The sequence below is a fragment of the Chromohalobacter sp. HP20-39 genome (assembly GCF_033052815.1).
In the GTDB taxonomy this organism is placed as follows: domain Bacteria; phylum Pseudomonadota; class Gammaproteobacteria; order Pseudomonadales; family Halomonadaceae; genus Chromohalobacter.
Genome location: NZ_JAWHTP010000008.1, coordinates 1 through 22486 on the forward strand (window position 1 = coordinate 1; position 22486 = coordinate 22486).

Sequence of the window (22486 nt, forward strand, 5' to 3'; positions counted from 1 at the left end):
TGCGGGAATAGCTCAGCGGTAGAGCATCGCCTTGCCAAGGCGAGGGTCGGGAGTTCGAATCTCCTTTCCCGCTCCAATTTTTGGTAGCATCCGATAGGCAGCATGGGTCGGGAGCTGGAACGCCAGCCCGGTCGATCTCCTTTCCCGCTCCAAGAACACCCCTACCTGTATTGATACGTCCCATTCGTCTAGTGGTCTAGGACACTGCCCTTTCACGGCAGTAACAGGGGTTCGAACCCCCTATGGGACGCCACTTCGTCTTCTCATTGTTTGCCTTGCCGCACAGTGCATCGTTCGAGGCATTGATTTTTCTCGATTTGCCCGCATTGTCAGCTGTCTTTGCAAGGTTTCTTTCGAATATCAAGAATTGGGTGCGCCAGATGGCAGAACCAGCACTGTCCATCCGCGGGCTGACCAAGGTCTACGGTAATGGCTTCCATGCCCTCAAGGGCATCGATCTCGATGTCGCCGAAGGCGACTTTTTTGCGTTGCTCGGCCCCAATGGAGCGGGCAAGTCCACCACGCTGGGGGTCGTATCGTCCCTGGTGCAGAAGACCGGTGGCAGCGTGAGTGTGTTCGGTATCGACATCGACCGCGACTTCGCCAAGGCCAAGTATCATCTCGGCGTGGTGCCGCAGGAATTCAACTTCAACCAGTTCGAGAAGGTCGAGGACATCGTCCTGACCCAGGCCGGCTACTACGGCATGCCGATGCGCGAGGCCAAGCCGCGCGCCGAGCAGTTGCTGCGCGATCTCGGCCTTTGGGACAAGCGCAAGGGCAGCGCGCGGATGCTTTCGGGGGGCATGAAGCGTCGCCTGATGATCGCGCGTGCGTTGATTCATCGCCCGCGGCTTTTGATTCTCGATGAGCCAACCGCCGGGGTGGATATCGAGCTACGCCGCAGCATGTGGGAATTCATGAAGCGCATCAATCGTGAAGGCACCACCATCATCCTCACCACGCATTATCTGGAAGAGGCCGAGAGCCTGTGCCGTAACATCGCCATCATCAATCATGGCGATATCGTCCAGAACACCAGCGTGCGTGACCTGCTGGCCCAACTCAATACCGAGACCTTCCTGCTCGATCTGGCGCATCCGATCGAGACCGTGCCGACGCTTGAAGGCTTCAGCGTGGAACGTGTCGATGCCACGCAACTGGCGCTTTCCGTCGAGCGTGGTCAGCGGCTCAACGATGCCTTCGCGCAATTCTCCGCACAGGGCTTCGAAATCGTCTCGATGCGTAACCGTGCCAACCGTCTGGAGGAGATGTTCGTGTCGATGGTCGAACACGCCAACGCCGAAAGCGGCCGATCCACCGACAAGGTGGAGGTGCGCTCATGAATGCCTGGCAGACCTGGATCGCCCTGTGGACGCTGGTGACCAAGGAAGTGCGCCGCTACATGCGTATCTGGCCGCAGACGCTGTTGCCGCCGTCGATCACCATGACCATGTACTTCATCATCTTCGGCAATCTGATCGGCTCGCGCATTGGGCCCATGGACGATATCCCCTACATCGATTACATCGTCCCCGGGCTGATCATGATGGCGGTGATCACCAACAGCTATTCCAACGTGGCCTCGAGCTTCTTCTCCAACAAGTTTCAGCGCAGCGTCGAGGAGATGATGGTTTCGCCGATGCCCAACTGGGTGATTCTCGCCGGTTTCGTGGTTGGCGGGGCATCGCGTGGTCTGGCAGTGGGCTTGATCGTCACCGTGGTGTCGATGTTCTTCACCGACCTCTCGATCCATCATCCTTGGGTGACCATCGCCGTCGTGATCATGACGGCGTTGCTGTTCTCCATCGGCGGCTTCATCAACGCGCTGGTAGCGAACAAGTTCGATGATATCTCGATCGTGCCGATCTTCGTGCTGACGCCGCTGACGTATCTGGGCGGGGTGTTCTATTCGATCCACATGCTGCCGAATTTCTGGCAAGGCGTGTCGATGATCAACCCCATTCTGTACATGGTGAACGCCTTCCGTTACGGCATTCTCGGCGTCTCGGACATTCCGGTCGGCGGGGCGCTGGTGGCCATCGCCGTATTCATCGTGGTGTTCTTCATGGTGGGGTTGTGGATGCTCGAACGTGGCAAGGGGATTCGTAGCTGATATGAATGAACGCGACGATACGCTCGAGCATGCGCCGCTAGGACTCGAGTCTGCGTACCCCGAGTACTACGATGCCGACCTGCTGTTTCCCATTCCCCGGCAGGCCAATCGCGCCCCGCTGGGGCTCGACGATGCCGCGCTGCCTTTCGTCGGCGAGGATGAATGGCACGCTTTCGAGCTTTCCTGGTTGGACGCAAAGGGCAAGCCACACGTCGCGGTGGCGCGCTTTCGGCTGCCCGCCGATTCACCGTCGCTGATCGAGTCGAAATCCTGGAAGCTGTATCTCAACAGCTTCAATCAAACGCGCTTCGATGGCCGTGCGGCGGTGGCCAAAACCCTCGAGCGTGATCTGGCCCAGGCGGCGTGCGCGCCGGTCACGGTAGAGCTGTTCGGCGTCGAAGACGAGGCCCTGACCCCGCGTGCGCTGCCCGGCGAGTGTCTGGATGACCTCGATGTGAGCATCGAGCACTACACGCCGACGCCCGAGCTGCTCGAAGTGGGCGAAGAGATCGTCGAGGAAACGCTGCACTCGCACCTGCTCAAGTCCAACTGCCCGGTGACTGGCCAGCCCGACTGGGGCAGCGTGCTGATTCGCTATCGCGGCCCCAAACTGGTGCGCGAGGCGCTGCTCAAGTACCTGATCTCCTATCGGCAGCATCAGGACTTTCACGAGCACTGCGTCGAGCACCTGTTCGTCGACCTCATGGCGCGGGCCAGGCCGGAGCGGCTGCTGGTCATGGCGCGCTACGTGCGGCGGGGCGGGCTGGATATCAGTCCCTGGCGCGGCACACCCGGCGAGCGCCCACCCTTGCCGCTACGCCTCGCGCGCCAGTAGACAGGGCTTTTGCGGAAAGCGAGCGGCAACGCCATTGAACGTCCGCGCTGTCGGCCGCACATCATTATCCTATTCAGACGGCCAAGGAGATGTTCATGGATGCCATGACCTTACTGCACGAGCGCAGTTCGATGGGAAAACTGGCCGCGCCTGCCCCTGATCGTGAGCAACTGGACGTGTTGTATCGCGCCGCCTTGCGCGCGCCCGACCATGACGACCTGACGCCCTGGCGGTTCATCGAATTCTCTGGGGAAGGGCTCGATCGACTGGGCGAGCTCTACGCCAAGGCCGAGCAGCGACTCAATCCGCACATCGACGACGGACACCTCGACGCCGCGCGCAAGAAGCCCAAGCGGGCGCCGATGATCATCGCAGTGATCGCCAAGGTCACGCCGGATCACCCCAAGGTGCCGCGTATCGAACAGGTGCTCTCCGCGGGCTGTGCAGCGCATGGCATCCTGCTTGCCGCGCAGGCGCAAGGCCTGGGCGCCATGTGGCGCACCGGCCACTACGCCTTCGACCCCACCGTGCGTGAAGGCCTCGGCCTCGCCGATGACGACGAGCTGGTCGGCTTTCTCTACCTCGGCCAGATGGGCGGGCGCCACAAGCCGCTGCCCGAGCGCGACCCCGAAGACTTCGTCGAGCGCTGGTCGTGAACGAGACATCGCGTCAGCCGGGGGTGATGCATCCCCGCTTGCCGTTGCCCGAGGCAGTCGGCGGGGAAGACCTCGAGACCTTCTTCGCTTGGCTGCGCGAGGCGATCCCTCAAGTCGCGCATTACGGCATCCAGCAGCCCGCCTGGAAGGATTCAACACTCAGTTGGCGGGTGGCACTGGCCGACAACCTCAACGACAAGGGCACCGGCTTCGGCGGCGCCCTTGCCGGTGAAGCCACCTTGCTTGGCTGGTGTTGGACGACGCTCTGGCTGCGTGCCCAGGGCAGGGCGCAAGACGTGGTGATCGCCGAAGGCCAGCAGCGTTTTCTCGCCCCCGTGACGACCGACTACCACATGCAGTGCTTTCCTCTCGAAGCCGACGGCATTACCAGGCTCGATACCGCGCTCACCGAGAAAGGGCGAGGGCGCATCAAGCTCGTGCAGCGCGTCTACTGCGGTGACACCTTATGCATGGAAGCCCAGGGCAGCTACGCCGTACTCAAGTGATTCTCCACAGAAGGGAAATCGCTTGCAAAACAGCACTTAGCTCGATAGTATGTGCGCCGTTCTGACGGACAAGGCCAAGGCCTCCCGACGGGACGACAATTTGCGGAGGGGTGTCCGAGTGGTCGAAGGAGCGCGCCTGGAAAGCGCGTAAGTCGAAAGGCTTCGAGGGTTCGAATCCCTCCCCCTCCGCCAAGATTCTTGATTAAGCCGCTGATTTCAGCGGCTTTTTCTTTTTGTGCTTTTTCTCAGCCCATACTCCACCCCATACCTTGCACCTGGCTTTCACCGGACTGTACAGGATGCCGTTGGACAGTTTGCTCCTTCTGTGCGGTACCTCGTCCCTTAATTTTGGTTTATCGCACTTTGCCGGGAAAGGCGACACGGATATTCAGGAAGAAGTACGCTGTGTCGCGGTACCCGTAGGCCATTCGTTTGATGACCTTGATCCAGTTGTTCATGCCCTTCAGCACACAGGTGTTCAGTCGATGGCGGGCACTGGAGACGGCCCCTCCCGATAGGGCTCCAGCTTCCGGGCGAAGTACATCAGGGCGTCAACGCCACTTCCCAATGCCATGCTGGCCTATTCCTGCCAGGTGCCGCAGACGGAATGTGCCTGGTATCGGGTTCCAGTTGGAGTTGCAGCGTTTGGGCATCCAGACACTTATGGGGGGTGACGGTGAAATCTTTTAGGATTTACCGCCGTTTCTCTATCCCGCGAGCCGTTATGATTGCGTCGCTTTCACGCCAGTCTGTGAAGAACCTTTTTTGACCAAGGGCGATGCGAGCCTCGTGTTTGGCGAGACGAACTATCCAACGGTTGCAGCCGGCTCCTCTGACGGTAGCGACAGTCATTACATCGATCTCAAAACGGCGCTAGCGAGCTGGATATGCTCCCCAACATCGGCCCGGTCCGCGAGTAGGATGTCATCGATGGTTGGCCCCGACAGAAAGTGGAAGAGTTTACTCGCATTCGAGGAGCCGACACAGGGGGGGATAGTCAACATTCGCAGCAGCGGTTTGTGGCATGGCGCCTGGGGGAGGAACTCAGTGGTCCGTTATTCCGTCTGTTTACTCGCACCACGTCGGGAGCTTCCTCTATGGGGCTTTTGGCTTACGCTAAGCATACGTAAGACCTGATACGATAGAAGCTAGCGTTGTCCACCACCAATGTTGTCGATCAAGACGCAAGATAGCGGCTATTAAAAAAATGCAGTACGCAAGGGGAGTCAGGTGGAAGAATTTATATGGGTGATACTACTGGTTGGCGTGGTCTGGCTGGCTGCCAAAAGGAGCAAGCGAAAGCGCTCTCAGCCCCAGAGGCCTGAGCGGGCCGGGATTTCTACCAAGTCGGATCATACCGTTTCTCGTCAGAATAATTCATCGGATGACACGCTGGGGGAGTACGGTATCCACGTCGAAGTGCGGTACGGGAATCTCCATGGAATTGATCTGGCGCCCGACCCCAAGGTTACACCGCAGGAATGCTGGGTCCCTGCAGGGCAACCGGCAACAGTACATGGCGTCACCATCCCGGGAGGACGCCTATTCGTTGGCCGTGGGCTCCCGGCAGGCGAGACGTATAGCATCGAGCCCTCTCTGGTCGATCCTGACCTGCCGGTCAACCTGAAGAACCCCGCCAATCACGAAGATACGCTTGGCTACTGGCCGCAGTATCACCGCATCAGCCCTGAAGCCAGAGCGGGCTATCTGCACTTTCTGGCCTCAGATCGTGGTGACCCAAGCGTCCCCATGGGATTCGTTTTCCTGTACTTCTATGGCCTGGAGCGACGTCTGCTAGTAGATAACCAGGCAGGCGAGGTGTCCTCGGCGGAGTATGAAGACCTCATCGGCGAGGTCCAGCGGCTATTGTCCGTGTACAGCCACAGCAATAGTTTCAAAGGGTATGCCTCACATCTGCTGGATTACCTGGCCATGGCTGAAAGCTCGTTCGACACGCCGAGTACCACCCCGGTAACCCGGGAAAGACAGAATGGACTGCCGAGCCAGCTGCTTGTCGACCTTGGTATCTTCTCCGCGAGTCATCAGCCCATCCCGGCTGACTGGGCCTATGCCTGGGTGATCCAGGATCCCCAGTTCCGACTACGTACAGCGGCCGAGCGGTGCCCTGACGAGTTCAAGGCGCTATTTATTCACACGCCGGTATCGGGAGCGCCACGGTGAGGGGATAGTGGTCAAACCCAACAAGACGTTGATTACCCTGTCGTATCACCCGGCCAGCCCGTCGATATCGCCCGCCCCGGTGCGGACTCAATTGCCCAACATTACCGGCCTGAAGAAGCCGACACGACTTCTGGCTGAGCTAGTCGATCGCTCATGTGACGAGCTGGATGCCTTCAGCCGGTTCGTCGGCAAGCATCCGTCACGCTGGGATAGCATGGAGGCGTTGGCTCTATTGCCGCCGAGTCTGGCGGGCGAGCGTAAAACCGAGGAAGTGATCAACTTGGAAGCCCGGCTCAAGGCACGCTTGCAAGCGCAAGACATTGCCAGGGTCCCCTTCACCGAATTGGCCGCAGGCATAAACCTTGGCAGTACAGCCAAGCCAACTGCCAAGAGCATGGCTTCTTTGGCAGGTTTTCTTGAACAGGCGGGTATCGGCTTCGAGCCCGATTATCGTTATACCGGTATCTTGCCTCATCAGGATAACGACTGTGTAACGTTTGAAGTTCAGAGCACCAGCCACCTACCTGTCTCGCCCGAGTTCTCCCACGCCGCGACGGTAATGCGCCTAGCCGGTTTTGTCCTGTACGGCCAGAGCGACACCCTGACCGATCGGCACTATGCCATCCTCACTGACTATCTGGACCAGGTTTCTCAACTGAGCGAACTCGAGCGACAGCACCTCCAAGCGTATTTTCGGTGGGAGATCGAGCGCAAATCGACCCTCGCCGGCATGCGCAAACGCGTGGATGCCATGGATGTGAACCAGCGCACTCGGCTTGAGCAGTTACTGGTACGCTTAGCGAGCGCCGATGGCGTGGTGGATACGGACGAGATCAAGAAATTGCGCCGTACCGCCAGTCTGCTGGGACATGATCCCGAGACCCTTTACTCCCGCATTCACTCGGCCATGTCCGAACCGACCGTCGTCCGTCAGGCCAGCGAGGCGACCACAGGCTTTGCCATCCCGGCGCCCGAGCCGGACGCCGCGCAAGCTGGAACGCCCCGGCAACCCCTGAATCAGGACACTATCCGCCAGAAACGCACCGAAACTCAGAAGATAGCCGGCGAGCTGAACAGCATCTTTACCCCTGACTCGCCAGCCGTGCCGTCGCACGCCAGTCGTGACTCACAGCCCACAGGTAAAGTACCTGATACGCAGCGCACGGGGCGGCAGAGGCTGGACCCCGCCATCCTCCAAAGCAAGCGCGAAGAGAGTGACCAGGTGACTGGGGTGCTGAATGACATTTTTACACCCGAGGACGAGATGGTTGCTGGCGTCTCGGACCAGGTCCCGGATGACCATCGACCGTTGCCGGCTTCACCGTCGCAGGGCACCGTTGACACAGGTCGCCCCGACCATGCTGATGCCGGCCCGGGTGGGCTGGATACGGCTCACATGGCGTTATTGGAAGCCGTCGCCACTCACGAGCAGGGGCTAGCCGTGAGCGAGGCAGAAACCCTTGCCAGCGAGTTACGCCTCCTGTTGGCTGGTGCCATCGACACAATCAATGAAGCGGCCTTCGAACTGACGGATGCACCGGTCCTTGAGGGGGAAGGGGCCGTGCTGGTCGTGGATAGTGAAATACTTGAGGAGATGAAAGGGTGAGCCGACTACGCGATCGCGAAAGAAATGCCATTCTGAGTTCGCTGCGTGCTGGCGTGGTGCCGCGCGTTGGTCAACAGCACATCCAGGTCGGGCGGGCGGCTGAGATCAAGGCGCTGATCTCTGATATCGATACCCTGGCCGACGGCGGCTCAGCCGTGCGGTTCATCATTGGCGAATATGGTTCAGGGAAAACCTTTTTTCTCAACCTGGTCGGCTCGATCGCTCGCGAGAAGAAGCTCGTGACCGTTTCGGCTGACCTGACGCCGGATCGGCGCATCCATGCGACCGGTGGGCAGGCTCGGGCACTATACGCTGAGCTGATGCGCAACATGGCAACCCGTGCCAAGCCCGAGGGCGGGGCGCTGGCCAGCGTGACCGAGCGTTTCGTCACCCAGGCGCTGCAGCACGCCGAACAGAGCGGCGTCTCACCGGAGGCAGCCATTCAGGCTGGACTCGATAGTCTGATGGAAATGCATGGTGGGTATGACTTCGCCTCGGTTATCAAGGCGTACTGGCGTGGGCACGATACCGACGACACTGAGCTACAGCAGGCTGCCATCCGCTGGATGCGTGGGGAGTACAGTACCCGGACCGAGGCGCGCACGGCGTTGGGAGTGCGCACTATTGTCGATGACTCGAACGTCTATCAAAGTCTCAAGCTCATGGCGCGCTTCGTTCGGCTGGCCGGTTTCGGTGGGCTTCTGGTGACACTCGATGAATTGGTCAATCTCTACAAGCTCTCCAATAGCCAGGCGCGCAATGCCAACTACGAGCAGATACTGGGCATTGTCAATGACGCGCTGCAGGGCAGCGCCGACGGTCTCGGGGTCGTCTTCAGCGGGACGCCGGAGTTTCTCATGGATCCCCGGCGCGGCCTGTACAGCTATGAGGCGTTGCAGTCACGTTTGGTCGAGAACCGCTTTGCCCGGGAAGGGCTGGTCGATCTCTCGGGGCCAGTGATTCGACTGACCAACCTGACCCAGGAAGACCTTTACTTGCTACTGGTGAATGTTCGCAAGGTGTTTGCCCGGGGCGAGTCGGGGGAGAAGCTGTTGCCTGATGAAGGGCTCGAAGCCTTCTTGGATCACTGCCATCATCAGATCGGAGACGCCTACTTCAAGACACCCCGCAACTCGGTGAAGGAATTCACTCAGTTTCTGTCATTGCTTGAGCAAAATCCCGAGGTTCGCTGGGATAGCCTTATCGACAAAATACAGGTGGTCCCCGAGTCAGCCGACCAGATCCCTGACGCACCAGAAGAGCCACCCGTGCCAGCCGCAGCGCCGTCAGTGAACGATGAATCGGCACCGGCGCATGCTCCCCGGGAGGATGACGGTGATGATGATGAACTAACCTCCCTCAAGATTGGGGTGCCGAGGCATGACTAGTGCCAACTCCAGCGGCTTTTTTCGGCTCGACCGACGAATTCAGCGCTGGATCTGGCGTCAGGGCTGGACGCAGCTACGCGATCTCCAGGAAAAGGCCATCGTGCCAGTGTTGGACGGTCGCCAGGATGTGCTATTGAGTGCAGCCACCGCCTCCGGCAAGACCGAGGCGGCGTTTATGCCTGCGTTGACCGGCCTACTGCAGGCGATGGATGCCGACCATTCGCCGATGCCCCTGATTTTGTATGTGGCCCCCCTCAAGGCACTGATCAACGACCAGTACCAGCGCCTCGAATTGCTGGTTGAAGGCACCGACGTTGCGCTGACCCCCTGGCATGGTGATATTTCGGGGACGTACAAGAAACGCTTCCGGAAGACGCCGGGCGGTGTCCTGCTGATTACCCCGGAATCCCTCGAGGCCATGTTTTCACGCACCGGCACCGAGATCCCTCGCTTGTTCGCAGGGCTGCGTCAGGTCATCATCGATGAATGGCATGCGTTCATTAGTACCGAGCGCGGTATCCAGCTGCAGTCCCAGTTGGCCCGGCTAGAGGTTGCTTTGGGGCGGCGCATCCCGCGTATCGGGCTGAGCGCGACCCTTGGCGACCTGAGCCTAGCGGCCGAGGAGCTCAGACCGGGCGGCGGGCAGGCCGTGATTCCTATCGAGTCACGTAGCGATCATCAGGAACTGCAGGTCCAGTTGCGAGGCTACGAGAAAGTACCTCCCAGGCTAGGACGCAAGGAAGCTGACGCGCTGGCACGCCAGGGTCGTGAAGTGCCGATCGAGGATGTCACCCATGGTGATGACCTGGTCATCCGGGATCATCTGTTCGATACCTTGGGGGGCCAGTCGAACCTGATCTTTGCCAACAGCAAGCGTCACGTGGAGCTATTCGCTGAACTGCTGCGTCGCAAAAGTGAAGAGCAGCGGTTACCAGAAGAATTCTTCGTGCATCATGGCTCGTTGTCCAAGGACTTGCGGCATCATGTCGAGCAGAGCCTGAAAGGTGACAAGCGTCCCATGACAGCGGTGTGTACCTCGACACTTGAGTTGGGCGTGGACATCGGTAGCGTGACCAGCATCGCCCAGATCGGGCCGCCCCATGAAGTTGCCAGTTTGCGTCAGCGTCTGGGACGCTCGGGTCGTCGTGGGGAACCAGCCATACTGCGCATGTACGTCACCGAATCCAACCTGACACCGCAGACCCCTTATTTGGACCAACTGCGGTCGGGAGTGTATCAAGCCACGGCGATGGTGCAGCTTCTCGTCGAGGGATGGTGTGAACCTCCTTGTACCGGCTATTTGCATCTATCGACACTCATCCAGCAGATACTCAGTCTGATTGCCCAGTATGGCGGGGCGACAGCAACGGACTTGTGGCGCACTCTGGTGAAAACGGGGCCCTTTCGGCATCTGCGGAAGGACCAGTTCACGGCCTTACTCAGGGCGATGGGCCAGGAAGAATTGCTTGTTCAGACTGACAGCGGACTTCTGCTGCACGGGGCCGTGGGCGAACGTATCGTTAACCACCACGATTTTTATGCAGCGTTCAGTGCGCCCGAAGAGTTTTCCCTGTTCCACGCCGGCAAGATGATCGGTATGTTGCCGATCGACAGTCCACTCGAAACCGGTGGCATGCTGGTGTTCGCCGGCCGGCGCTGGGTAATTGTCGATATCGATGATGATCGCAAGGTGATTACTCTCAAGCCATCCAGTGGAGGTGTGCCGCCCCTGTTTGGCAGGGGGGCCGGCATGGTCCGGCGTGAGGTGCGCCAGCGGATGCGCCAGCTTTACATGGAAGGGGAGGCGCCGGGCTTCCTTAATCGCGGCGCCCAGCGGTTGTTTGGGCAGGGCGGCAACTTCTTCCGGGAGATGGCGCTTGATCGGACATGCCTTCTCCAGGAAGGGGGGCAGGTGCTGATTCTCCCATGGGAAAGCGACCTGGTACTCAACACGTTGGCCTTGCTACTACGTCAGCGGGGGCTGATGGTGGAGCGTGAGGGCCTGGCCGTTTCAGTGCAGGATTGCCGCAGCGAGGAACTCCCGCCACTCTTCGCATCGATACTTGCTTCGCCGCCGGCCTCGGTGGATGAGTTGGCTGGCCTGGCTGAGAACAAACAGGTAGAGAAATACGATGAATATTTGCCGGAAGAGCTTCTATGCAGCGAGTTCGCCGCACGTATGCTCGACTTGGACGGGGCACTTGAGACGATGCGCGGCATGGCCGCCACGTATGGCTAAGAAGCTACCTTCGCAAAGCAGCCGCTCAGGCGAGAATAACAAGGCGGCTATCGACCCAAAGCAGAAATGCTGCACAGGCAGCGAGCACGTTCATCCGATATAAGACTGTGAAGTTTAATACCTGTTAGCTGGTAAGTGTCTTGGGTCCTTTGGGATGGCTGGGTGCCAACTGGCCCTGGGCGCAAACGGGTAGCAAAACTGTCAAGTTAGGTGTTTTATCAAGTCCATCAGAGTTCACAAAATCCGGGACATATCTATTTTTCAATGACTATCGCGTGAGTCGCGGTATGCTGATCTTCATCTAAGCTTGGATATACTAGGGCGGGTTTTACAGGGTCCCACTCCTTAGTCCGCTAGCCACGTCGTCAAGGAGCGCTTATGTCCAAGGCCCGGAACGAGGTCTACGCCAAGGAACCCGCAGCGGAAGGGATCCAGACGGTGAACGCATGCCGAAAAGTGGTGGGCCTAGTACCTGCTCCGGAGATGTCCGCTGAGATGGCCGAAAAGGTAATCGACCAGTTACCCGAACTTCTGGCCAACTACGTCGATGACCGGTTGAGTTGGGAGGTTCAACTGATCGTTGATCCGTTGATCGGCGCTGCAGAGGTTTCCACCGATATCATCGAAAGTATTCTCGAATACAAGCGGCATCAGAAGTGGGACTACGCAATCTGTATTACCGATTTGCCGATCCACACGCAGGGGCGCTTCGTGATCGCTGAAACCAGCATGGTGCATGGCGTTGCAATGATCTCATTACCTGCTTTCGGCATTACCGCGGTACGCCGTCGCCTTAGCGAAGCGATTCTGCAACTGGTCAACGAATTGCATCATGGCAGCTCGGAAGAGGACCGTGCTCGCCAAGAGCAGCGTACTGAGCAATCCTATAAAGTTCACGAGAGCCTGCGTGGCAAAGGTGCCTGGCAACTACTGGGCAGACGCCTCTACGAGAAGTTGTTCCCGATACGGCGGGTCACGCGATCGGGCGAGGGAGAGTCCTTCGACGTACGCTTCATTGCCGATTCATGGATTAACGGCAATCTTCGCATCCTGGCCGGCATGGTTCGCGCCAACCGCCCTTGGACCATCTTTCCTGCTTTCAAAGGCGTCATCGCCGTCGCATTCGCGACCGGTGCCTATGGCCTAGTGTTTCCCACCCTTTGGAATCTCAGCGCCAATTATGGCTGGCCTCGCCTTGTTCTTCTGATGGGAGTCTCCATGGTGGCGATGATCGCCTGGATCATTCTTGCGCACTCTCTTTGGGAGTCGATAAGAAACTCCCCATTGCCACACTTGGTTCGCCTCTATAATACGGTCACTGTCCTGACGCTAAGTGCCGGGGTCATATTCTATTATACGATCCTACTGGGCCTGTTCTGTTTCACGGTCCTCGTTTTCATTCCGGCCAACATGCTGGAAGAGCAACTCGGCCAAGCGGCCAGCCTTTTCGATTACACTGCCCTTGCCTGGCTCGCGACTTCGGTTGCCACTATCGCTGGTGCCCTGGGGGCCGGGTTGGAAGATGAAGAAACCGTCAGGAACGCCACTTACGGCTACCGGCAGCGACGCCGCAACCAAGAAGCGAATAAGCGCTGATACGCGGCGACAATGAAAACCGCAACAAACGCGGGACGGCCTTCTAGTGCCTCTTTGTCTTCGCGGTCAGCCATTATCCCTCGGTGGTGTCCACGCCGGTGCTTCGTCCTCGGTTCGCCGTGCGTCCTCCCGCATGGCGTGCCCCAGCGATTCTTCGAGCTTCATGAACAACTCCCCGTAGCGCGGGCTGAAGTGGATGCCTTCTTCTATATTGCGCCAGGTGTCGAACAGCTGGTCTTCGTGGGCTTTTTCGCTGGCGATAAAGGAGCGGGTCATGCGGCGGGCGCGTTGCGGGTGGACGCCCATGGCCGTGAGGGCCTCGCCGCCAAGTTCCAGGGCGGAGTAGTAGGTCTCGCTCACCACGTCGTCGGCGCCGGCTTCACGCAGCTCGTAACCATGTCCGCGGTCGAAGGCGCGGGCCAGTATCCAAACCTCCGGGTAAAGCTGTTTGACGTGACGCACCAGGCTCACGGCCCGGTCGCGGTCATCGATGGCGACGATGAGCAGGCGTGCCTCGGCAATGCCGGCGGTTTCCAGTAGCTGGATGCGGGTGGCGTCGCCAAAGTAACTTGTCAGTTGAATCCGGCGCAGATTTTCGATCTGATCCAGGGCATGGTCCAGGGCTACGCTGGGAATGTTGTTGGCGCGAAGCAAACGACACACGATCTGTCCGAAGCGGCCGACCCCTGCCACGATCACCGGGGCCTGCTCTTCTATCTCATCCGGCTCCGCTTCTTCATTGGATGCCTTCTGATAGCGCGGCAGCACTACCCGGTCATAGACGATGAACAACAGCGGCGTCAGGAACATGGACAGGGCCACCACCAGTGACAGCACCTGTGCAGTGTCTGCAGGGATAACCTGGTTCTGGGTGCTGTAGGTCAGCAGCACAAACCCGAACTCACCGGCCTGAGCCAGCCCGAGGCTGAACAACCAGCCTTCACTGCCGCGGATGCCAAATGCGAAAGCCAGGCCAACCAGAATCAGGGCCTTGCCAATGATAACCGCCAGGGCGAGAAGCAAGACCGTATCCCAGGAATCCACCAGAACGCCGAAATTGATCCCCGCGCCGACGGTAATGAAGAAAAGCCCCAGCAGAAGCCCCTTGAAAGGTTCGATATTGGCTTCCAGCTCGTGCCGGAATTCGCTGTTGGCAAGGACCACACCGGCCAGGAAAGCGCCGAGCGCCGGCGACAGGTTCACCAGGCTCATGAGCGCTGCGATGCCGATAATCAGCATCAGGGACGTAGCGGTGAATATCTCCCGCATGCGGGACTGCACCACATAGCGGAACAGTGGCCGGCTCAGGTAATGGCCACAGACAACCACAATCACGATCGCACCGACAACGGCCAGCCCATGCGCCCAGCCCGGCAGGTTCTCAACCAGGCTGAGGCTGCTGTGTCCGCCCTCACTGCCACTAGCAGAGATTTCGGATACGGCCAGCAGCGGGATGATGGCCAGCATGGGAATCACCGCAACGTCCTGGAAAAGCAGCACTGAGAAGGCACTCTGGCCGCCTTCGGTTTTGACCAGGCCCCTTTCTGTCAGCGTCTGCAAGACAATCGCTGTTGAGGATAGGGAGAAGAGAAGCCCGAGCGCCACGGCTGTTTGCCAGGCCATCCCTAGGGACCAGGCAAAACCGGTGGCGGCGGCTGCAGTCAGTGTAACCTGCAGGCCACCGAGACCGAGCAGTCGGACCCGCATGGCCCAGAGGGATTTGGGATCAAGCTCCATCCCTACCAAAAATAGCATCATTACCACGCCGAACTCGGCAAAATGCTGAAGAGTGACGGCCTCCTTGCCCACCAGTCCGGTCACCGGCCCTATGACCACACCGGCCACTAGGTAACCGAGTACCGACCCCAGCCCGAACCGCTTGGCCAGCGGCACCGCGATTACCGCCGCCACCAGGTAAATAAACGCCTGAACAAAGTAGTTAGTCATCCGTCATGTCCATGGGCCGTAAATCAGATATCCGTTCTTCTAACCTTAGATCAACGGCTGTATTTCGCTTCCGGTCACCCGTCGGGCATGCACGGTGAGCGTGGCGGCAACTTTCAGCACCTGCTTGCGGAGTCGCACCAGACTCCAGCCCTGGCGGGTTTGGCTCTCCATCAGGCAGCGCAGGCCGTGCGGATATTGTTTCAATCTAACCAATAGTTCTAGTTCGTTCCGGGCCTTCGGTCCTCCGCGGGGCGGTTTTTTCTCCGCTTCGCTACGTAAAGGCCACTGCCGAATCGTTATATCAGGAAAGCCTCAATGTCCGCTTCTGGCCGTCAACAGCCAGTTCTTCAAAAAATAAATGATGCCTGAACAGCCGGTGCTGCCCCCATGGGGTAGCACCGGCGTTATGTCGTGACTCGTGGTCACAAGTACCCCAGCTCCGCAAAGAACTCACCCCCTCGCTTCCTACCCCACATGATCATCAGGGACCCAACACCTATCGACACCATGGCCGATACTCCAGGTCGAGCATGCGGCATCATTCGGGCGTTGGTCCCGATTAGACTTTGGTCTTGAAATCGGACTCAGGGGTAAATGTGCGGACTGAAGGGACAAAGCCCGTATTCAGCGGCAATGCGTAGTGATCGCCCCTCGCCATAGACTCCCAGATATAGGGTCATGCCCATTGGGAGTATTCGATGAATTCACAGGTATCGCTTCACGACGAGCCACGCACTTACATCGGCAAGCGCCAGCCGCGCGTCGAGGACGAGGCGCTGCTACGCGGGTTGGGGCGTTACGCCGACGATCTTGCCATTCCGCCAGGGACACTCCACGCGGCGGTCGTTCGATCACCTCATGCCCATGCCAGAATAACGCGACTAGTGGTTGACGAGGTGCTTAAGCGGCCGGGCGTTCGTGGTGTACTGACGGGAGAGGACGTCAGACTTTGGGCATCGCCGTTTCCCGTCGGAGTGCGTCAATCGATGGAGCACTGGTGCCTGGCCGTTGACAAGGTACGTCATGTCGGTGAGCCGGTCGCCGTGGTCATCGCAGAAGATCGTTATCTGGCTGAGGATGCGCTTGAAGCTGTCGAGGTTGATTATGAGCTGCTGACACCGGTAGTCGATCCCGAAGCGGCGGCCGATGATGAGGCACCGACTCTCCATGAGAATGTCGCCAGCAATGTTGTCAATGACCGTCACTTCCGATATGGCGAACCGGATACCGCGTTCGAAACGGCGCAGCGAACCCTATCACTCAAGGTTCGTTACCCACGCAATGCCTGCACACCGATCGAATGCTACGTCGTCGTGGGCCAGTACGACCCCGCCGAGGGTGGTTACGATGTCATGGCCAACTTCCAGGGCCCCTACGCGCTTCATTCGGTCATGTCGCGGGCCCTGCGGGTGCCGGCCAATCGCTTGCGACTGCGCACGCCGCCGGATTCCGGCGGCAGTTTCGGCATCAAGCAGGGCGCCTTTCCCTATGTGGTGATGATGGCGCTGGCTGCGCGCAAGGTAGGCGCGCCGGTCAAGTGGGTTGAGGATCGCCTGGAGCACCTGCAGGCCGCATCGTCGGCGACCAACCGCGTCACCACTATTGAGGCCGCCTTCGATGACCAAGGCCAAGTATCGGCATTGCGCTTCGACCAGCTCGACGATTGCGGTGCCTATCTGCGAGCGCCAGAGCCCGCGACTACCTACCGTATGCACGGCAATCTCACCGGTGCCTACGCCATCCGCCACCTTGAGGTGCGCAACCGCATCGTTTTGACCAACAAAACGCCGACGGGGCTGAATCGTGGCTTCGGGGGGCCTCAGGTCTATTTCGCACTCGAGCGCCTGATGCAGAGGATCGCTGTCGAGCTCGAAATCGATCCACTCGACGTCATCCGGCGGAATCTGGTTCCCTCCGATGCATTTCCATATCGCTGTGCCGCCGGGGCGTTACTGGATTCCGGCGATTATCAGCGTGGCATTGAACTCGGTATCGAGCAGGGCGGGCTTGACGAACTGCTGGCGCGACGCGACGCGGCCAGACGAGAGGGCCGACGCTATGGTATCGGCTATACCGTGGCGGTCGAACCATCGATCTCCAACATGGGTTACATCACCATGGCCCAGACGCCGGAAGAGCGCCGTCGTGCTGGGCTCAAGAACGGGGCGGTTAGTACGGCGACCGTCAGTGTCGACCCAATGGGGGGCGTCAGCGTCCATGTCTCATCCACGCCTCAGGGGCAAGGGCATCGAACCGTCGCTGCGCAGGTAGTGGCGGATGTACTTGGGGTGTCTCTGGAGAGCATCCGTGTCGATGTCGAGCTCGATACTGGCAAGGATGCCTGGTCGATCGCCTCGGGCAACTACTCTAGCCGGTTCGCCGGTGCAGTGGCTGGAGCAGTGCACAAGGCGGCGCTTAAGATCCACTCACGGCTGGTCTCTATCGCCACCCAGCAGTGGAAGGTTTCGGCGGAAGATATTCTCTTCGGTGAGGGGCGGGTTTACACGCAAGATGGAGCACACGCCACCTCGTTTCACCGTCTCGCCGGTGCCACCCACTGGGCGCCGGGGACGTTGCCCGAATCGGAAACGGGAGGGTTACGCGAGACCGCTTTCTGGACACCCGCCGAGTTGACCGCGCCGGACGAAGACGAACGCATCAACAGCTCACTGTGTTACGGCTTCATCTTCGACTACTGCGGTGTGGCGATTGATGCTCTGACTGGACGCGTTGAGATTGATCGTTACGTTACGTTGCATGACGCCGGCCGCATGCTTAATCCGCAACTGGTTGACGGTCAGGTGCGCGGCGCTTTCGCCCAGGCCGTAGGAGCCGCGCTCTATGAGGCGTTCCACTATGGCCCGGATGGCAGTTTTTTTTCGGGCACGCTGGCTGATTATTTGATCCCCACCACCATGGAAGTGCCCGACCCGCGCATCCTGCACATGGAAACGCCATCACCGTTCACCCCGCTGGGATCCAAGGGGGTAGGGGAAGGCAACAACATGAGCACTCCTGTCTGTATCGCTAACGCGGTGGCGGACGCGTTAGGCGATACGGTCGAGCCGGGAGACATCGAGCTGCCGCTGACGCCCTCGAAAGTACGCACGTTGATGGGCATCGAGGAGCCTCCGCGTCCGGAGGGCGTCGGTGAGGACAGTATCGAAACCACGGCGGGCGGCGGTTCGACGCTGGCTGCCAGCGACGACGTGGAAATCCCCGCTTCGCCGCAGCGAGTCTTCGACAGCATTCTAGACCCCGACACGCTGAAAGCGATGATTCCTGGCTGCCATTCGCTGGAGCTGACAGGGGAAAACGCCTATCGCGCTGACGTCACTGTGGGGGTTGGCATGATCCGGGCGCGTTTTGATGCCCGCGTGGAGCTCACGGACCTCGATCCGCCCCGTTCGCTGTGCCTTTCAGGAGCCGGCAGGAGCGGCATGGGAGATGCCGAGGGCGCGGCACGGATCCACTTGACCGAGATTGAGGGCGGCCATACTCGCCTTGATTACGACTATGAAGTGACCATCGGGGGCAAGATCGCGTCTGTCGGCGGGCGCATGCTCTCCAGCGCCTCGAAGATGCTGATCGGTCAGATATTCTCGCGTCTTTCCCGCCAGATGAGTGGCGCCAAGGTGAAGCGGTCTCTGTGGCAGCGGATCAAACATCGTCTAACCGACCGAGGAGGTGACGCATGAAACCGGCCGCATTTGACTATTACCGCCCACGCACACGTCGCGAAGCCATCGAGGTGCTTATTGAGGTCGGTGAAGATGCCCGTATCGTCGCCGGCGGACAGTCGCTGATGGCGGTACTCAACATGCGTTTGAGCCAGCCGCGTGCGCTGGTCGATATCGCCGCCATCGACGAGCTTCGCTACATCGAACGGCGTGATGGCTATCTGGCCATCGGCGCTGCCACTACTCAGGCTGAGCTACTCGAATATGATTCCCTTGCCGACGACGTGCCACTTCTCGCCGAATCTCTACCTTGGGTCGGCCACTTCCAGACCCGCAACCGTGGCACCGTCTGTGGCTCCATAGCCCACGCCGACCCCAGCGCCGAGTTGCCGCTTTGTCTCGCTACGCTCGGTGGCGAAGTGGTGTTAGAGACTCGACGCGGCAGGACTCGCCGCATTGCCGGTGGCGATTTTTTCCAAGGGATTCTGACCACCGAGCGTCGGCCCGACGAACTGATTACCGAAGTGCGCTTCCCTCTTAAGCAGGAACATCATATCTATCGCTTCCAGGAAGTAGCCATGCGCCACGGCGATTTCGCCATCGTGGCACTGGCAGCCGACATCGGCGAGCGCGAAATCCAGCTCGGTGTCGGTGGTGTCGCAGATCGTCCGGTCGTGCGTTGCCTGTCACGTGATGACGATCTGGCCGAGGCGCTCAATGTGCTGGCCTGGTCGCTCGATGCTCAGAACGACGCGCATGCCTCGGCGGCTTACCGTCGACATCTGGTACGCGAAATGGGACGCCGCCTGATTGCGGCAGAAACAACTGCAGAGGAGGCGGCCGATGTATATCCGTCACGATGATCGCCACCGGGTCACGCTCACGCTGAACGGAAGCGAACGCAGCTCTCATGCCGAGTCGCGAACTCAACTGTGCGACTTCCTGCGTCATCAGCTTGGAGTAACTGGTACCCATGTCGGCTGTGAGCACGGTGTTTGTGGCGCTTGCACAGTGATAGTCGACGGGCGTGCCACACGCTCCTGCTTGATGCTCGCGGTACAGGCCGAGGGGCGTCGTGTGGAGACTGTCGAGTCACTGGGTGAGATGGGGGGGCTAGATGATCTGCAGCGGGCATTCCGGGATCACCATGCTTTGCAGTGCGGCTTTTGCACGGCGGGCATCTTGATGTCTTGCCATGAATTCCTGCGTCGCGTACCCGACCCGAGTGAGGCAGAGGTGCGCGATATGCTGTCCGGACACCTTTGCCGCTGCACTGGTTACACTGGCATCGTCCAGGCGGTCTTGGCTGTGGCTCGCAGACGACAGAACCATCGAGAGGAGGAGCAGTAATGTTCGATCTTGGCCGCAGTTTTCTCGCGACGGTCGAACGTCGTCCGCAGGCGTTGGCGATCACTGACGGCGATTTCCAGCGGACCTATGTCGATTGGTTGGACGATATTCAGAGCGTGGCGCGGGGGCTCGAATCACTCGGCCTGAGCCGGGGGGATCATTTGGTGGTGGTCATGCAGAACCGCTGGCAAATGGCGACCCTACACTGGGCGTGCCAGTTCGCCGGTATCATCGTCACGCCGATCAACTGGCGCTCGACGGCGCGGGAGGTCCGGTATGTTCTCGAAAACGCTGAGGCGCGCGGCGTGGCCTTCGACGCCGCTGGCGCTGACGCCGTGCTGGCGTGTCGGGAAGCTCTCGCGATCCCCCGCATCGCCGTCGGCGAATGCGGTGACGACGGCGCGGTGGCGTTCGACTCGCTGCTTGGCGGATGCGGCGAAACGCTTTGCCGTGCCGCACCGGAGGATATCTCACTGATGCTTTACACCTCCGGTACCAGCGGCCAGCCGAAAGGCGTGCCGCGTACCCACCGTGCCGAGCGTGCCGCCGCCGTCGCTCATGTGGCGCAAAATCTCTATCGCCACGATGAGAGAACACTCGGAGTGATGCCGTTGTACCACACCATGGGCGTGCGCTCGCTGTTGTCGATGGCGCTGATCGACGGCCGCTTCGTTTGTGTGCCCAAGTTCGATCCCGAGGCCACCCTCGAGGCTATCGAACGCGAGCAGGTGACCAATCTCTACTTGGTGCCCACTCTCTATCACCTGCTGATCGAGCACCCGACGTTCAGCGCCGACCGTGTCGCCAGCGTCGACAAGCTTGGTTTCGCTGGCGCGGCAATGAGTGCCGGTCTGATGGCGCGGGTGGAAGACGCGTTCAAGCCGAGTCTGTTCGTCAATCACTACGGCTGCTCCGAAATCTACACCTTCACCATCGACCAGCAGGCCAGCCGCAAGCCCGGCTCTTCGGGGCGGACCTCGCTCAATCAGCGCATTCGTATCGTGCGCGTCGGTGCCGAATCACCGGACGATGTCGTGCCGCACGGAGAAGAGGGCGAAATCATCGCTGACCTGGCAGGTGACGAGGCCTTCTCCGGCTACTGGCGACGCCCGGACGCCGATCATAAGGCACTGCGCAACGGCTGGTATTTCACCAGCGACATGGGGTACTTCGACGCGGAGGGCGACCTGTTCGTCACCGGTCGGATCGACGATCTGATCATCACCGGCGGTGAGAACGTCAGTCCTGTAGAGATCGAGAACGCGCTCTCGTTACATCCTCAAGTCGACGAGGTGGTGGTCGCCGGACTCCCGGACGAGCAGTGGGGGCAGGTCATCGCTGCCTTCATTAAACCTCGCGGCAACGTCAGCGAGGAGGCACTTGATCAGCACTGTATCGATGCCGGCCTGGCGCGCTTCAAGCGCCCGCGACGCTATCTCTTCGTTGACGAAATCCCCAAGTCTGCAGTGGGTAAGGTGCTACGCCGCGTTCTGTTGGCCGGTCGCGCCGACTCCCTGGTTGCGGAATAGATTTTCATCACTTCATCAAGGAACCGTCATGACTCAGCAATCGACCCTGGACTTTCTCTCTTCCGATTTCGACGGCTTCGACGTGCATATCGACAGTGAGCGCGAACGTGCCGATATCGTACTCGACCGACCGCCGCTCAACGTGATCGCCATGCCACAGCGCGATGATCTTCGACAGGTCTTCGAAGCCCTTGACGCGCATGACGACGTGCGCGTGATCGTTCTACGTGCCAACGGCGAACATTTTTCCAGCGGGGGCGACATCAAGGGATTTCTCGAAGCCTCGCCCGAGCATGTCTCCAAGCTCGCCTGGAACGTCGCGGCACCGGCTCGTTGTGAAAAGCCGGTCATTGCCGCCAACCGGGGATACACCTTCGGTGTCGGTTTCGAGCTGTCCCTGGCGTGCGATTTCCGCATCACCTCCGAAACCACGCGCTATGCGCTGCCCGAGCAAAACCTCGGCCAGATCCCCGGTTCAGGTGGCTCCGCGCGACTGCAGAAGATCATTGGTATCGCTCGCACCAAGCACATGGTGATGCGCGCCAAGCGCATTAGCGGCTCCACGGCGCTGGAATGGGGCATTGCCACGGAGTGCGTGGCGGACGGCGAGCTGGAAGCCGCCACGCAGTCGCTGGTGGACGAGCTTCGCCGGTTCTCGCCGCTGGCCCAGCGAACCGCGAAGAAGTTGATCAATGACAACGAGGATGCCTCGCTCTCGGTCGCTATCGAGATGGAAGGACATTGCTATAGCCGCCTACGCAGCTCGAATGACTTTCGCGAAGGTGTCGAAGCATTTCACGCCAAGCGCAAGGCCAGCTTCCGGGGAGAGTAATCTCCGGCTCGGCGTTTCGTTCAATCAA

Annotated in this window: 17 protein-coding genes, 3 tRNA genes and 1 pseudogene; 18 read left to right on the forward strand and 3 right to left on the reverse strand. The window is 59.8% G+C overall.

Annotated elements, in window-relative coordinates:
• The first annotated feature begins 1 nt into the window (after position 1).
• The 8 genes from RVY79_RS13955 to RVY79_RS13990 all read left to right on the forward strand — a co-directional run bounded on the left by RVY79_RS13955 (position 2) and on the right by RVY79_RS13990 (position 4302).
• Positions 2 to 76 (forward strand) — tRNA-Gly (locus tag RVY79_RS13955).
• Between the two features lie 101 nt (positions 77 to 177).
• A tRNA-Glu gene (locus RVY79_RS13960) sits at positions 178 to 253 on the forward strand.
• 127 nt (positions 254 to 380) lie between these two features.
• Complete coding sequence (locus tag RVY79_RS13965; RefSeq protein ID WP_317464942.1) at positions 381 to 1343, forward strand: ABC transporter ATP-binding protein; 963 nt, start codon at positions 381 to 383, stop codon at positions 1341 to 1343.
• Positions 1340 to 2113 carry an ABC transporter permease gene (locus RVY79_RS13970; protein ID WP_317464943.1) on the forward strand — a complete coding sequence of 258 codons (774 nt, stop codon included), beginning with the start codon at positions 1340 to 1342 and terminating at the stop codon, positions 2111 to 2113. Before RVY79_RS13965 ends, RVY79_RS13970 begins: the two co-directional genes overlap by 4 nt.
• A 1-nt stretch (position 2114) precedes the next feature.
• Positions 2115 to 2948 carry an NADPH-dependent 7-cyano-7-deazaguanine reductase QueF gene (queF, locus tag RVY79_RS13975; protein WP_317464945.1) on the forward strand — a complete coding sequence of 278 codons (834 nt, stop codon included), beginning with the start codon at positions 2115 to 2117 and terminating at the stop codon, positions 2946 to 2948.
• A 95-nt stretch (positions 2949 to 3043) separates the two neighbouring features.
• Positions 3044 to 3604 (forward strand): nitroreductase family protein, encoded by a 561-nt coding sequence (locus tag RVY79_RS13980; protein WP_317464946.1) that lies wholly within the window; start codon positions 3044 to 3046, stop codon positions 3602 to 3604.
• A gap of 26 nt (positions 3605 to 3630) precedes the next feature.
• Positions 3631 to 4110 (forward strand): YiiD C-terminal domain-containing protein, encoded by a 480-nt coding sequence (locus tag RVY79_RS13985; protein ID WP_317465076.1) that lies wholly within the window; start codon positions 3631 to 3633, stop codon positions 4108 to 4110.
• A gap of 104 nt (positions 4111 to 4214) precedes the next feature.
• A tRNA-Ser gene (locus RVY79_RS13990) sits at positions 4215 to 4302 on the forward strand.
• A 161-nt stretch (positions 4303 to 4463) separates the two neighbouring features.
• Here RVY79_RS13990 and RVY79_RS13995 read toward each other — a convergent pair.
• Positions 4464 to 4568: a transposase gene (locus RVY79_RS13995; protein WP_411161732.1), complete on the reverse strand. Its 105-nt coding sequence runs from the start codon at positions 4566 to 4568 to the stop codon at positions 4464 to 4466.
• 772 nt (positions 4569 to 5340) lie between these two features.
• Between RVY79_RS13995 and RVY79_RS14000 the strand changes: the two genes are divergently transcribed.
• The 5 genes from RVY79_RS14000 (at position 5341) to RVY79_RS14020 (ending at position 13120) form a co-directional block, all read left to right on the forward strand.
• Positions 5341 to 6291 carry a TerB N-terminal domain-containing protein gene (locus RVY79_RS14000; protein WP_317464948.1) on the forward strand — a complete coding sequence of 317 codons (951 nt, stop codon included), beginning with the start codon at positions 5341 to 5343 and terminating at the stop codon, positions 6289 to 6291.
• Positions 6292 to 6298: 7 nt separating this feature from the next.
• Positions 6299 to 7897 carry a tellurite resistance TerB C-terminal domain-containing protein gene (locus RVY79_RS14005; RefSeq protein ID WP_317464949.1) on the forward strand — a complete coding sequence of 533 codons (1599 nt, stop codon included), beginning with the start codon at positions 6299 to 6301 and terminating at the stop codon, positions 7895 to 7897.
• Positions 7894 to 9285 (forward strand): ATP-binding protein, encoded by a 1392-nt coding sequence (locus RVY79_RS14010; RefSeq protein WP_317464951.1) that lies wholly within the window; start codon positions 7894 to 7896, stop codon positions 9283 to 9285. Before RVY79_RS14005 ends, RVY79_RS14010 begins: the two co-directional genes overlap by 4 nt.
• Positions 9278 to 11524, forward strand: a complete 2247-nt coding sequence (locus RVY79_RS14015; protein WP_317464952.1) for a DEAD/DEAH box helicase — start codon at positions 9278 to 9280, stop codon at positions 11522 to 11524. Before RVY79_RS14010 ends, RVY79_RS14015 begins: the two co-directional genes overlap by 8 nt.
• 378 nt (positions 11525 to 11902) lie before the next feature.
• Complete coding sequence (locus RVY79_RS14020) at positions 11903 to 13120, forward strand: hypothetical protein (protein WP_317464953.1); 1218 nt, start codon at positions 11903 to 11905, stop codon at positions 13118 to 13120.
• A 66-nt stretch (positions 13121 to 13186) separates the two neighbouring features.
• Here RVY79_RS14020 and RVY79_RS14025 read toward each other — a convergent pair whose 3' ends face one another.
• The gene (locus tag RVY79_RS14025) at positions 13187 to 15031 is read right to left on the reverse strand and encodes a monovalent cation:proton antiporter-2 (CPA2) family protein (RefSeq protein ID WP_317464954.1); all 1845 of its coding nucleotides are present in this window, start codon (positions 15029 to 15031) and stop codon (positions 13187 to 13189) included.
• Between the two features lie 108 nt (positions 15032 to 15139).
• Positions 15140 to 15301 (reverse strand): annotated as a pseudogene (locus tag RVY79_RS14030) (IS1380 family transposase); the annotation flags it as partial.
• A gap of 464 nt (positions 15302 to 15765) precedes the next feature.
• Between RVY79_RS14030 and RVY79_RS14035 the strand changes: the two are divergent.
• Genes RVY79_RS14035 through RVY79_RS14055 form a run of 5 tightly spaced genes read left to right on the forward strand, consistent with a single transcriptional unit; the run spans position 15766 to position 22458 of the window.
• Entirely contained in the window at positions 15766 to 18765 is a 3000-nt protein-coding gene (locus RVY79_RS14035) for a xanthine dehydrogenase family protein molybdopterin-binding subunit (RefSeq protein WP_317464955.1), read from the forward strand.
• Positions 18762 to 19610: an FAD binding domain-containing protein gene (locus RVY79_RS14040; protein WP_317464957.1), complete on the forward strand. Its 849-nt coding sequence runs from the start codon at positions 18762 to 18764 to the stop codon at positions 19608 to 19610. The genes RVY79_RS14035 and RVY79_RS14040 overlap by 4 nt, the downstream gene beginning before the upstream one ends.
• Positions 19591 to 20097: a (2Fe-2S)-binding protein gene (locus RVY79_RS14045; protein ID WP_317464958.1), complete on the forward strand. Its 507-nt coding sequence runs from the start codon at positions 19591 to 19593 to the stop codon at positions 20095 to 20097. The genes RVY79_RS14040 and RVY79_RS14045 overlap by 20 nt, the downstream gene beginning before the upstream one ends.
• A complete protein-coding gene (locus RVY79_RS14050; protein ID WP_317464960.1) occupies positions 20097 to 21626 on the forward strand; it encodes an AMP-binding protein in 1530 nt (509 codons plus the stop codon). Before RVY79_RS14045 ends, RVY79_RS14050 begins: the two co-directional genes overlap by 1 nt.
• A gap of 28 nt (positions 21627 to 21654) precedes the next feature.
• The gene (locus RVY79_RS14055; RefSeq protein ID WP_317464962.1) at positions 21655 to 22458 is read left to right on the forward strand and encodes an enoyl-CoA hydratase/isomerase family protein; all 804 of its coding nucleotides are present in this window, start codon (positions 21655 to 21657) and stop codon (positions 22456 to 22458) included.
• Positions 22459 to 22486: the final 28 nt, after the last annotated feature.

What these genes read in the sequence shown, in the direction of transcription:
- RVY79_RS13965 (WP_317464942.1), top strand. Translation starts at nt 381, where the DNA reads ATGGCAGAACCAGCACTGTCCATCCGCGGGCTGACCAAGGTCTACGGT.
- RVY79_RS13970 (WP_317464943.1), top strand. Translation starts at nt 1,340, where the DNA reads ATGAATGCCTGGCAGACCTGGATCGCCCTGTGGACGCTGGTGACCAAG.
- queF (WP_317464945.1), top strand. Translation starts at nt 2,115, where the DNA reads ATGAATGAACGCGACGATACGCTCGAGCATGCGCCGCTAGGACTCGAG.
- RVY79_RS13980 (WP_317464946.1), top strand. Translation starts at nt 3,044, where the DNA reads ATGGATGCCATGACCTTACTGCACGAGCGCAGTTCGATGGGAAAACTG.
- RVY79_RS13985 (WP_317465076.1), top strand. Translation starts at nt 3,631, where the DNA reads ATGCATCCCCGCTTGCCGTTGCCCGAGGCAGTCGGCGGGGAAGACCTC.
- RVY79_RS13995 (WP_411161732.1), bottom strand. Translation starts at nt 4,568, where the DNA reads ATGAACAACTGGATCAAGGTCATCAAACGAATGGCCTACGGGTACCGC.
- RVY79_RS14015 (WP_317464952.1), top strand. Translation starts at nt 9,278, where the DNA reads ATGACTAGTGCCAACTCCAGCGGCTTTTTTCGGCTCGACCGACGAATT.
- RVY79_RS14020 (WP_317464953.1), top strand. Translation starts at nt 11,903, where the DNA reads ATGTCCAAGGCCCGGAACGAGGTCTACGCCAAGGAACCCGCAGCGGAA.
- RVY79_RS14035 (WP_317464955.1), top strand. Translation starts at nt 15,766, where the DNA reads ATGAATTCACAGGTATCGCTTCACGACGAGCCACGCACTTACATCGGC.
- RVY79_RS14040 (WP_317464957.1), top strand. Translation starts at nt 18,762, where the DNA reads ATGAAACCGGCCGCATTTGACTATTACCGCCCACGCACACGTCGCGAA.
- RVY79_RS14045 (WP_317464958.1), top strand. Translation starts at nt 19,591, where the DNA reads ATGTATATCCGTCACGATGATCGCCACCGGGTCACGCTCACGCTGAAC.
- RVY79_RS14050 (WP_317464960.1), top strand. Translation starts at nt 20,097, where the DNA reads ATGTTCGATCTTGGCCGCAGTTTTCTCGCGACGGTCGAACGTCGTCCG.
- RVY79_RS14055 (WP_317464962.1), top strand. Translation starts at nt 21,655, where the DNA reads ATGACTCAGCAATCGACCCTGGACTTTCTCTCTTCCGATTTCGACGGC.